11 protein-coding genes are annotated in these 12,293 nt (G+C 39.9%); 2 read left to right on the top strand and 9 right to left on the bottom strand.

From position 1 onward, the window contains the following. Positions 1-64: 64 nt before the first annotated feature. Entirely contained in the window at positions 65-817 is a 753-nt protein-coding gene (locus RYX56_RS15365; protein ID WP_317122935.1) for an IclR family transcriptional regulator, read from the top strand. Positions 818-825: 8 nt separating this feature from the next. Here the strand turns inward: RYX56_RS15365 and RYX56_RS15360 are convergent, their stop codons facing one another. The 6 genes from RYX56_RS15360 to RYX56_RS15335 form a co-directional block, all read right to left on the bottom strand. After that, positions 826-1,839: a 5-oxoprolinase subunit C family protein gene (locus tag RYX56_RS15360; protein WP_317122934.1), complete on the bottom strand. Its 1,014-nt coding sequence runs from the start codon at positions 1,837-1,839 to the stop codon at positions 826-828. Next, positions 1,836-2,570 (bottom strand): 5-oxoprolinase subunit PxpB, encoded by a 735-nt coding sequence (pxpB, locus tag RYX56_RS15355; RefSeq protein WP_317122933.1) that lies wholly within the window; start codon positions 2,568-2,570, stop codon positions 1,836-1,838. The genes RYX56_RS15360 and pxpB overlap by 4 nt, the downstream gene beginning before the upstream one ends. Positions 2,571-2,746: 176 nt before the next feature. Continuing rightward, positions 2,747-3,673, bottom strand: a complete 927-nt coding sequence (locus tag RYX56_RS15350) for an alpha/beta hydrolase (RefSeq protein WP_317122932.1) — start codon at positions 3,671-3,673, stop codon at positions 2,747-2,749. Positions 3,674-3,683: 10 nt separating this feature from the next. After that, on the bottom strand, positions 3,684-4,208 hold the full coding sequence (locus tag RYX56_RS15345) for a hypothetical protein (RefSeq protein ID WP_317122931.1): 525 nt from the start codon (positions 4,206-4,208) through the stop codon (positions 3,684-3,686). A 133-nt stretch (positions 4,209-4,341) separates the two neighbouring features. Continuing rightward, positions 4,342-5,436: a PRK06851 family protein gene (locus RYX56_RS15340; protein WP_317122930.1), complete on the bottom strand. Its 1,095-nt coding sequence runs from the start codon at positions 5,434-5,436 to the stop codon at positions 4,342-4,344. 129 nt (positions 5,437-5,565) lie between these two features. Further along, the gene (locus tag RYX56_RS15335; RefSeq protein WP_317122929.1) at positions 5,566-6,690 is read right to left on the bottom strand and encodes an NADH-dependent flavin oxidoreductase; all 1,125 of its coding nucleotides are present in this window, start codon (positions 6,688-6,690) and stop codon (positions 5,566-5,568) included. Between the two features lie 215 nt (positions 6,691-6,905). Here RYX56_RS15335 and dctP point away from each other — a divergent pair, with 215 nt between their 5' ends. Next, on the top strand, positions 6,906-7,940 hold the full coding sequence (gene dctP / locus RYX56_RS15330) for a TRAP transporter substrate-binding protein DctP (protein WP_317122928.1): 1,035 nt from the start codon (positions 6,906-6,908) through the stop codon (positions 7,938-7,940). 262 nt (positions 7,941-8,202) lie between these two features. Here the strand turns inward: dctP and RYX56_RS15325 are convergent, their stop codons facing one another. From RYX56_RS15325 to RYX56_RS15315, 3 genes are all read right to left on the bottom strand, one after another. Next, on the bottom strand, positions 8,203-9,375 hold the full coding sequence (locus tag RYX56_RS15325; protein ID WP_317122927.1) for a TraB/GumN family protein: 1,173 nt from the start codon (positions 9,373-9,375) through the stop codon (positions 8,203-8,205). Between the two features lie 237 nt (positions 9,376-9,612). Beyond that, on the bottom strand, positions 9,613-10,014 hold the full coding sequence (locus tag RYX56_RS15320) for a hypothetical protein (RefSeq protein ID WP_317122926.1): 402 nt from the start codon (positions 10,012-10,014) through the stop codon (positions 9,613-9,615). Further along, positions 10,011-12,215: an MMPL family transporter gene (locus RYX56_RS15315; RefSeq protein WP_317122925.1), complete on the bottom strand. Its 2,205-nt coding sequence runs from the start codon at positions 12,213-12,215 to the stop codon at positions 10,011-10,013. Before RYX56_RS15315 ends, RYX56_RS15320 begins: the two co-directional genes overlap by 4 nt. Positions 12,216-12,293: the final 78 nt, after the last annotated feature.

The raw sequence follows: 12,293 nt of genomic DNA, 5'->3' as shown, positions 1-12,293 counted from the left end.
CAGCTACGAACTCGTTTAATACAATAAATAAAATAGATAACCCATAAATAAAGGAGCGTTTCTTTTGCAAAATATTAATAAAACCGTCGTAAAATCCATGAAGCTCCTAGATCTTTTTCGTACTCGTTCGTCGCTTACTCTAAATGAAATGGTTGAGTTAACCGGTCTTCCTAAAACTTCTACCCACCGTATGATTGTCTCTCTTGAAGAAGTAGGCTTGCTTCAAAAAGATCATACCGGAACGTATTCATTAGGCATGATTTTTCTTGAATTTGGTCAGCTTGTTTCTGATCGTATTGATTTAAGACAACTTGCTCTCCCAATAATGAAAGACCTACGTGATGAGATTGGTGAAGCCGTTAATTTAACCATTAAAGATCGAGCAGAAGCGCTATACATTGAAAAGCTTGACACATCGCATCCGGTTAGACTGTTCACAAAAGTCGGAAGACGTTCCCCTTTATATGCAGGTGCTTGTTCGCGAATTATCCTAGCTCATTTGTCCGAAGAAGAGATGGAGAATTATTTAAAAGGACAAGCCTTACTCTCTTATGGAGAAGGTACAATTACAGACCCGACTTTACTTCGTGAAGTATTAAACACCTCACGACTAGAAGGCTATACAGTGAGCCATTCCGAGCTTGAGAATGGAACAACTGCTCTGGCAGCTCCTATTTTTGATTACAAAGGGCAAATTGCAGGTGGACTTAGTATTGCAGGTCCTTCTGATCGTTTTGATGAACAACAACTTGCTAAGATGATTCAAAAGGTAAAAGCTTCAGCTGCGAAAATCTCGCATGCGCTTGGCTACAGATAACCCCCGTTTTACGGGGTCTTTTCATGTCTCTTTACTAACATTCCTACCCTAACGTCATTTAATTCCTTTTCAAGACCGATGTACAGTTCTTCTGCTTCCATTAAGCTTATTTTTTTAAACGCAATGGTATCACCGGGCTTTAATTGTGCGAGAAGCGGGATGTCTACATTAATGACTTGTCCCATTCTAGGGTAACCTCCCGTTGTTTGGCGATCAGCTAAAAGGATGATAGGGTTTCCATCTGCAGGTACTTGAACAGTCCCTAATGCTACCGCTTCGGATAGGACTTCAAATGTCTCATCTAGCTTCAATTCGGGACCTCGTAATCGATAACCCATCCGATCAGACTGAGGAGAGATCGTAAACGTTTTCGTGAAAAATTGCTCTTGTGAGTCTGAGTCGAATTGTGTATAGTGCGTTCCAGTGAGAACACGAATAACCGTTTCTTTCTTTTGTGGCTGAATTGAAGTTCTCACCCGCCAAGCCGGCGCATAAAATGATTTTTTTGTATCCCTCGAAAAAAGTGCTGTAAAGTGATCGGCAAGTGGTGATGTTTGGTTATTTAAAGATAGGATGTCTCCTTCTTTTAAGGTACGACCTTTATAGCCACCAATTTCCGCACGCAAATAAGTGCTTTGGCTTCCCATTACCTTCTCGGTATTAAATCCTCCAGCAAATGCTAGGTATGACCGGCACCCACTTATACATTTGCCGAACCTAATGACACTACCTTTTTTCACAAAAACCGGTCGCCATGAAGGTAGTTGATAATTCCCAATACTTGGTGAAAGTTGTCCTCCGGTAACCGCTAATAACGTATCTTGTTGAACCTCAAGTGTAGGACCAGCCATTGTGATCTCAAGAGCTGCCATTGTTTCGCTGTTTCCAACTAAGAGATTTGCCATTCGCAGTGCGTAAGCGTCCATCGCCCCGCTAACGATCACACCATATTTTTGATAGCCAACTCTTCCTAAATCTTGAATCGTCGTAAGTAGTCCAGGGCGAAGTACTTTTATACTCATGTAATCTTCTCCTTGTACTCGTTATATTCTGCTAAAGTGATTGGTTTGAACTGAATCTTATCACCCGGTTTCAATAAAGTAGGTGGATTATCATTGGGACGAAAAAGTTCTAATGGTGTGCGTCCTATAATCTGCCAGCCACCTGGTGTATCTAGTGAATAAACTCCCGTCTGCTCTCCTGCGATACCAACTGATCCCCTTGGAATAGACGTTCTAGGATTTGATCTACGAGGGGTTGCAATTTCCTTAGACATCCCGCCTAAGTATGGGAATCCCGGGGCAAATCCAATCATGTAGACAAGATAGTCACCTTTTGAATGGATATTAATGACCGCATCGGTAGTTAGATTATTATGTCTTGCAACTACCTCTAGATCTTCTCCATATTCTCCCCCATAACAAACTGGGATCTCAATCTCTCTAGTCTTTTGCACGACATCTCGTTCCATCTGATTCAGACCATGCTCTACAAAAGAATGCACGATTTCGTATGCAGAACGAAACTCAGCATCCCCTCTATTTTCTCGAACTATTATTGGGTCATAAAAAATGGTTACGCTTGTAAACGCAGACACATACTCAATAAATCCTTTAAAAGGAAATTGATCAAGATAATGATTAAATGCCTGCACTTCATTATGTATCGAAGAGTTAATCTCCCTTCCAAAGGTCACGATAATCGATGTATCACTTAACGGTTCAATCGTTCTATTTTGTTGTATGCCTCCCATATCAACCCTCCTATTCCACTATTCGGAACAACCATTCCATATTAATCATTTTAATTATTATAATTGTTTGACAATATAAAAGCAAATGCTTGAGGAACCACTACATTATCCCCTGTCTATTCATCCCCTATGTAGCTTTCATGCAAACAAAAAAGCCTTTCGATAGGTGAAAGACTCTATTCTTCAAGATATTGCTTCATTAAATAAAAAATTTGGTCTCTTAGTTGTTGATGTTCATTCATTAACTGGTGATTAGCCCCGCTTACTAAGATAATGTTACTTTCAGGAAGCTTTTGGTGTATAAATGCGCAGTTAAATCTCCAGTCGACTGTTCGATCCTCATCCCCTTGGATTACTAGAACGCTTTGGTCAGACTTTGAATACACCTTTACTTTCTGATTCCATAAAAAGAGCGCATTTAACCATTTGAGAGAGACTTGATGATGTTGCAATGGATCCTGTTTAACAAATGAGTGATACTCTCTATTGGAGGTGTTTTTTCGATAATACCGTTTCGTATGTTTAATAAATGAAGGGATCATTTTCTTCCCTACTATCGAAGCATGCCAGGCGTAAGAACGAATTAATGGAGCGAGCATCACAACTTTATTAAAGGTATGAGGTTGTTGCGTGAGGATATTCAATGAGATTGCAGCTCCTGTACTGTGTGCAACCAAGTAGGTTGGATGGTATTCGTTCATGACATACTTTTCACTAACTTCAACCAAAACTTCTTGGTAATATGAAAAATCATCAATGGAGATACGTTCACCACCAGAAAGTCCATGGCCAGTTAAATCATAGCTCCAGACATGATAGCCATTAGTGGTCAAAAAATTGATTAGGTGACTCATTGATCCTGTATGATCAAAATAACCATGAACAAGTAATATAGTCGCTTGATGTCTCTTTGGTTTAAAAGATTGCAGAAAAACTCTATGCTGATTAATCATTACATAGCCATAAGAGTGCTTAATATCGGTTAGCTTGACTCCGTAAAATGTTGTATATGTATCCATTGCTTCTTCCAATGCATCTTCTTGACAAGGAAAGGAAATTTCCGTTTGTTGGATGGTAGCTAATGCTTTTTCAATCGGCCTCATACCTATCCCCTCACTTAATCGCCTGTAATTGCTTAAGGCTCACTAAGACATGATCAATAAATTCCGGCAATTGCTCCATTTGTTCTTCATTAATTTTTGTTGGAAATGTAATAATAACCGTATTATGATAACTTGACCCTTGCTCCTGATAGTAAAATTCAAGCTTTTGTTTGATAGATTGCTCTAGCTCTGGTTTCCAGATTTCAGTTAATGTTTCTTCAATTTCTCGACACTGACGATCCACATCTTCCACTTCCAAGAAAAACTTCACCTTTAATTCACAGCCAATTGTTTGGTCATCCGACTCAAGAATCTCTGCCGCTAAATCCTTCACAGATGCCACTAAGTTAATTTCCACTTGTAGTTTGGAGCGTTCCCTAAGCGAGAATCGTAGCGCAAACTCCCGAGCCATCACAGCCATTTCAAGTCGATCAACTCTATTATGAATTTGAATTATTTGATCTAGGTTATCTAAGTCATAAATATGGTTTTCAATTGCCACTTTCAAGTTTTCAAAAATCGTTGGATCATACATCCATTTCCCTCAATTCTAGAAGTTTGTTCAAATCTTACCATAGTCGCTATAGGATTTCACCTTCGTTAAATAAACGTTTAATTAACGTAAAAATAGGTACTTACTCTCGACATAAGAGCAGTACCCGTTTAATCTACTTTGAAATATGTTGATTAAATTCCCTTAGAATGTCTTCTTTGATCTGATCTACTTTATTGAAATCCATCGCTTTAATATAAATGGCTTCAAGCTGATCTCTTAACATTTTGGCGTTTGCTAAATAGGTGATAGCTTCTTTCATTTTGTCCTTATACGATTTAGTCGTTCTTGCTATTTCCTCTGCGTACAACTCATCAGTACCTGGAGTGATACACTGTTCATATACGTCAACGATATGATCCCCCTCACGCTCCGGGAAGTATTCATGTGGGGCCGTGCTATCAAAGATTGCAATGCTTTTCTCTCTAATAATGACCATATCAAGACTATTTGGATCAAATCCACAGTGATAGACTTCAACATCAAATCCTTTTTCCTCACCAGCGGCTGCAATTTTCTTTAACATCGTTGATTTCCCAGAGCCTGCCCGCCCTTTAATAAAGTAACGATCTTGAATATCAGCTGTTAAGTTTTGAATATGATCTACTGCCCCTACTGGTGTAGCTGCACCTAGGAATCGATGTTTCACATTAGCATCTTTCCCTAGATTGTCGTCTCCGTAAAACAGATTGATTAGTTCTGTGGCGAGTTGATCAGCTTTGGCAAAATCCATATTGCTTATATATATGTCTTCAATATCATCGTGAGCTCGTAAGGAAGCAGCAAATGTATCATAAGCTGTATGGAAAGCATGAGAGATGTCGGCATTCAAGGTGAGAATCTCTTCTTTATGAGGCATTAATTTATCTGTATCCCACGCAACACCTAAATTCACATATTCTTCTACTACACCAGGCGCCTTCGGTTCAATCACATGTGGGGCCGTGCCATCAACTATTCCAATTCCGTATTTAGGCACAATGACACCATCGATTGAATTGGTATCAGAGGAGCAGTGTAAAAATTCAATATCAAATCCTTTATCGACCATTTCTTGGCCGATTGCCTTCATTAACGTTGACTTCCCAGTACCTGGACCACCCTTTAAAATAAACAATCGATCCAGTCCATCAATAGCCGAATCATAAAGGCTATAGAACCCCTTAGCTGTGTTCCCCCCAGCATAATAGTTCCGAATTGATCCCTTCACCAAATCACCCTCTCATAATCTTTTAATCAGTTTATGTAGGTGATCTAACAAAGGTTAATGCCTATTTGAGTGAATTTCGGTCTAATAACTTAAAAAGCACCTACACGCTAAGTGCAGGTGCCAAATTGCTTATTCTTCTACAGGGAACCAGCCAGGAGTGTTCATAATCGCACTCCAAAGAACATCCGGCACAACTAATTTTTCTTGATCATTCTTTGTTACGGTAGTCTTAATTTCAGACTCTCTGCCTGCTTGTACTTTTTCGACCCATTTAGGTTCCATAATTAACTCTCTTCCTAAGCTCACAAATGGCACTCCCGAATCTAGAGCTTCTTTTACTTCGTCTGGGGTTTTAAGCAATCCAACTCCGATAATTGGTACCTTGTCACCTACACGTTTCGAAATGAGGGTAACACGCGACTCCTTATCCTCTTCATCTCGAATCGAGCCTTGCCAGAAATCTTGAACAGAGATATGAAGATAATCAAGGTCCTGATCTGCTAATACATCCACAAATGTTAATGTATCCTCCATTGTAATCCCAGGGTTCTCCATTTCCTCAGGAGAAATTCTGTATCCTATAATAAACGGCTCTCTGGCATGAGTCGCTACTGTTTCTTTTACTGTCTCAATGACAGCAAGAGGAAACGTCATTCGACTCTCTACACTTCCTCCCCACTTATCGTTGCGACGGTTTGAGTGAGGTGAGAAGAATTGTTGAATGAGATACGTATTGGCACCGTGAATCTCTACTCCATCAAATCCAGCTTCAATAGCACGGCGAGTTGCACCTCCGAAAGCTTGAATAATCGTTTCGACCTCCGAATTTGTTAGTTCTCTTGGTGTAATCGCACCTGGTCGCAGAGCAGCCACGTCACTTGCACTTACAGGCTGATCTCCTACAAGTTCTTCTTTAGGAGCCATTCTTCCCGCATGGAAAATTTGCAGAATAGCTTTCGCTCCTTCTCCTTTAATCGTATCTGCTAATCTCTTTAAGCTTTGAATCATTTCATCTGAATCGGCACTAATTTCATTTTGAAATCCTTTTCCATCACGTGTTACGTAAGCAACAGCCGTAATAACCGCTCCTACACCACCTGAACGTTCTCTATAGTAATCTAATTCAGCATCAGTTACCTTTCCCTGTTCATCTGAAGCAAAGTTCGTCATAGGGGCCATCATTACTCTATTTTTCAGCTCTACCCCGCGTTTAAATGTATAGTTAGTAAACAAAGATTTATATTGTTCATTCATCTTACATTCCTCCTAACGATTAAAACCTTTTACGGTTTGTTCTATCATAAAGAGGTTTTATCTTACTTTCAAATATTTTGCTTAGCGAAATAAAACCAAAGAGATAACAAAAAATTCAAATAATTAGTGTAAAATGATCTAACATAGTTTATAATAGGCAATACATTATCAATTCAACGCTTTTAAGTGTTAAAGATTTAGTAGGGGGAGAGAAGATGAAAAAGAGAAAAATCTTATCAATCGTATCAACAGCTACTTGTTTACTATGGTTAACTGCGTGTGGGGGCGCAGATAGTGCTACATCTGAAGCAGAAGCTGCAGAAAACACCGCATCTGATGACGTGATTACTTTAAAAGTAGGACATATTGCACCACCTGAGGAAGCTTATTCCCTTGGTTTTGAGGAATATGCAGAAGCCGTTGAAGAAGCAACAGATGGCCAGGTACAATTTGAGATTTATGGAAACGGGGCGCTTGGTGGAGAGCGTGAATTACTCGAAGGCGTACAATTACAGAATCTAGATATGAGTGTCATCACAACGGGAGTCGTGACAAACTTTGTACCGGATGTCACTGCCATTGAATTCCCGTTTTTATTTAGAGATTTAGAGCATGCTTACAACACTCTAGACGGAGAAATTGGTCAAGAGTTGCTTGATAAAATGAGTGATGCCGGATTAAAGGGGATTGCTTTCTGGGAAAACGGGCAACGTCATATTGCCAACAATAAACATCCAGTACTTACACCAGAAGATCTTAAAGGCTTAAAAATGCGCACCATTGAAAGTGATATTTTACTAGATACATATAGCGCACTTGGAACGAATGCAACACCAATGGCTTTTCCGGAAGTATACGGAGGATTGCAACAGGGCGTTATAGACGGATCAGATTTCTCATACGGTGTGATTTGGAGTACGAATGTTTATGAGCAGGTCGACCACCTTACAGAAGCGGGTCTTTACTACGCATCTGCTACTCTTTTGATGAATGATGACTTATACACATCACTACCCGAAGACATCCAGGAAACGATTATTACTCTCGGGAAAGAGTTCGCCCAAACTCAAAGAGAGATTTCTCAAGGACTTGAGGAAGACCAAAAACAACAATTACTAGATAACGGAATTGAGATTGTTTCAGCTGAGGAACTAGATTTAGAGGCCTTCCGCCAACAAGTTGAGCCTGTGTATGAAAAATACGAAGAACAATACGGTGACATTTTAGAGAGGATTGCAAACGTAGAATAAGAAAAACGCCCCGTCTGACATGAGCTCAGGACGGGGCGTTTTTCTCGTTTCATTTCTAATTATCTTCAACAACTCTAGCTACAATCTTTTAACGTATAGTTTACAATCGTAGTAACGCCACATTTACTACAAAAGACATTTTCTATTAGTTGTTTCTGAAAGTCCTTTGGTATTTTCGCCCATTTTTGAGCGGCTTTAAAATCAATGACTGACATATTTTTCACCTTACTTCCTACCTAATGATCGTCAAAACACTCGACCACTATCCAAAAATATTTTGAATGAAGATTCGAACTACATCGGCCCCACCAATAATCGTACCGAGTGTACTACCTAAATTCGTTAACACAACAACGAGTAAAATACGGGTAACATTGTTTCGCCAGAATCCTTTTACAGTAAAGACATCATCCGATAAGCTCTCAAAATCTCCCACTTTAGGCTTTCGTATATAGGCTTCCACAATCCCAGCAAACCAACCGGCTGCAAGCAACGGATACAATGAGGTCAGCGGAGCTAAAACGAGTGCCGTTACAATCGTCAATGGATGACCAAACGCAACAGCTGCTCCAATAGCTGCAAAAGCACTATTCCATAGCACCCAACTTAAGGTTAGATTGGTTCCTACTTCAGGATTGGTATAAAAAGCATATCCAATCATACCTAGTATGAGCAGTGGAATCATCCAAGCAACAATGGTCGGAGCTACTGACTTTTTAGGTCTTTCATTTAATTTATCTAGATCATGGTCTTTCTTAATTTCTTCTTTAATTCCCGGAACATGGGCAGCCCCTAGAACGGCAACGACTTTATCCCCTGGTGCTTCTTTAATCTTTTGAGCAAGATACTGATCTCGTTCATCAATTAACGGCTTTTTAAGTCTCGGGAATGAGACCGTTAGATCATGTAGCATCGTGTTCAGCATATCTTCTGTCTTCAGACGCTCAAGCTCTTCTTCTGAAATCTCTTCATTGTTAAAAACACTATAAACGATCGACATTAGAAGCTTCGCACGGCCCCATAACCCGACCCCATGCCAAATTCTCGAGAAGGTAATTTGAATATTACGATCTGCAAGCACAAGATCTGCCCCTACCTCTTTTGCTGACTCAATACCCTGAATCATTTCTTGCCCTGGCTTAATATCAAATTGCTTAGCCATTCGTTTTTGGAAAGATGAGATAAATAGGTTCATTAAAAGGAGAGTCGCTTTCTTTTCCTTAATCACCTTAAAAATGTCCATATCTTTCCATTTACTGCCAGCTGTAACCGATTGATAACGCTGTTCATCCAATTCAATACATACCGAATCCGGTTGTTCAGCCTCAATGACTTGCTTTACTTCCTCAGCACTTTGCTTAGATACATGAGCTGTACCAATTAAGATAAGCTCCTTACCTTCTAAGTTTATCCTTGTAATATTCTGCTCGGACATATGTACCTTCCTTTTTATCCAATTCTACCAATTTGTTATTGCTTTATTATCTCAGATTCAAGGAGGAACTACAATTATTCAATTATGTACAACTGCAGAACTTCAACCTGAAAATAATAATTTACATTCCTAAACATAATTAGGTAGAGGTCTTTTTGGCATTCAAAGAGCCTTTACCAGTTTTGGTAAAGGCTTTTTTATACCTACGGAGGAAACAATGGATAATCAAAAACGAAACTATTCTTTTTCTCCTAAATACCTTCCATACACAAACATAATAACTGTAAAGAGTCCGAAGCTAATAATCAACACCGTTCCTCCTACAATGTAGAAGATGAGGCTGAATGTTTCTGGTGCCCATTCAGGCTTAAAGTAGTGCATCCACATGCCAAATGTCAATCCAAAGCTTCCGATCAATGCGGTCCAGACGTGTGCTGCGGCAAGCTTAGAATGCTTTGGAATAGCAAATACGGCATAGAAGATCGCAAAGGCAAATAATGAAAGCCAGCCCACTAGCAAAATGTGGGCATGAATGGCTCTAAATAACATGGAACCTGCTCCTGCCATATGACTTCCTAAAAATGTTCCAATTAACGCGTAAAGGGCTGAAAATCTTAGTAATACTTTCGTTTTATTCATTTTGACACCTCTTTTGTTTGTTCTTTTTTAGCCTTAGACGGCCACCAATTCCATTGTTTTAACAAGGTCACAAGCGCTGGAACAAGCATGCCTCGTACTAAAAAGGCATCAAGCAATATACCGATTGAGACAATAAAGCCAAACATAAATAACTCTAAAATAGGCTGCGTCATTAATACACCAAACGTTGCTGCTAGTATTAACCCGGCTGATGAGATTACACCGCCTGTTAACGCTACTCCACGTTTCGTTGCTTCTCTTATACTATAGCTTCTGTTCTCCTCCCGAATTCTTGAAATAAGCATGATGTTGTAATCGACTCCTAGTGCGACTAGGAAAACGAATGCATAGAGCGGAATCCGGTAGCTCATCCCCTCATACCCAAAAATAGTTTCAAAGAAAAACCAGCTTAGTCCTAAGGCTGAAGCATATGACAGTAGGATCGTCGCCATCATATACAATGGTGCAACTAGTGATCTAGTATGGAAAATAAGCATGACAAAAATAACAAGCGTGACCGTAACGATAATAACGAACGTATCCCAATTACTTAGTGCTCGGATGTCAGCTGATTTAGCTGTTTCGCCGCCTATATAGAGTTCATACTCGGCACCAAGTTCGCTTTCAAGGAGCAGCTCACCTCTCCTATCAATTAATTCATCCACTACATCAAGTGACGCCTGATCATAAGGGTTCATCCTTATGATCATATCAAACTTCAATGCTTCTCCTGTTTCATTTAGTACACTTCCTCCATGTTCACTCCCTTCTCTTATTTGCTCTCTATCAGGCAGAGAAGTCGAATCTACCCCATCAATTAGGAGGAGCTGTTCATTTAAAGCTTCAATGGAGTCAAGCTCTGCATCTGTTAATGAAAACCCTTGTTCTGCTTCTATTAAAATAGAGATCGGTGCCAGCTCTCCAGGAGGGAAACGTTCTTCTAGCTGTTCAAACCCTATTCTTGACTTCATATCTTCAGGGAACGATTGAATAATATTAAATGAGTACTGAGCATTAAACACATTAGACGCATTCACTAATAAGAAAATAAGCACTAAGCCACCTGCTAACAGAGGCTTTTTAGTCACAAAGGATCCGATCGCTGTCCAGAAGCGATTTTTCTCTAAAGTCTCTTCTCCTACTTTCGGAATAAAAGGCCAGAATGAACGGCGGCCGACGATCGTGAAGAGAGCCGGAATTAAGGTTAATCCTGCAAGCAGAACAATAGCAATCGTAATGGCAAAGATAAGCGAAAAGTTTTGATAAGGCCCATATTGAGCTAGTAACAAAACAAGCATCGCAGCAAATACCGTTCCTCCGCTAAAGAAGATCGGCTCGGCCACTTCTTTGACAGCAGCATTCATTGCTTCATGTTTATTTTCTCGCTTTCTTAGCTCTTCACGAAAACGTGAAAAGACAAATAAACTGTAGTCTGTCGTTGCTCCAAATAGGAGGATCATGACAATCGATAAGGATTGTGATTCAATCGTAAGTGCTCCTTGGGCAGCTAACATACCGAGCACTCGATCCACCACCTGATACACAACCGCAACAGCCACTAACGGAATAATAGCAAGCAATGGTGAACGATAGATCATAATTAACAAGATCAGAACTAATACAATGGTTGAAAATAATAAAACGAGATCGGCATTCGAGAAAATAGCAATTGTGTCTGAAGCAATTCCTGCTGGTCCAGTGATCATCAGCTTCCCATTATCAAGAACAGTTGAACTGTACTCTTCTATAGCTATGACAGTCTCATTGATTTCATCCATCTCAAGTTGTTCTGCAAGCATTAAAGGAAGGACAAGCGTCGTACCATCTTCTGATAAGAACATCTCCTTCGCATGAGCTGGAAACTGATGAAATGGTATAGCAGACTCTAACCGTTCTTCGGGGATTTCTTCGCCAATCCACTCACTTACTTGATCGACCTCTGTGAACGTAGATTCATCAAACCCGGATTCATTTTGAAAAACGAGTAAGCCGAGCATTCCCTTATCCTCAGGAAAATAGTGGTTAATTTTCTCTTTCGCAATTACCGATTGGGCCTCTTTTGGAAGGTCATTTTCACCAGTATTTACCGTGTAGTCTTTCGCAGAAGGTGCGAGACTCAGCACTCCCGCAATAATGACCCAGGCAAGTAAAATGATCCACACCCCTTTTCGGTTCGAGGCAAATGTAGCAATCGTTTTCATGTATTCTCCTCTTTTCTTTCAGCAAATTTCAAGCTTGTATAGTTTCTAGCTTCCTAACTTCAAATATAGATTATCATT

Source organism: Alkalihalophilus lindianensis (assembly GCF_032843265.1).
GTDB classification, from domain to species: Bacteria; Bacillota; Bacilli; order Bacillales; family Bacillaceae_D; genus Alkalihalophilus; species Alkalihalophilus lindianensis.
Note: the sequence above shows the minus strand (reverse complement) of the source record. Positions and strands in the feature narration are given on the sequence as shown.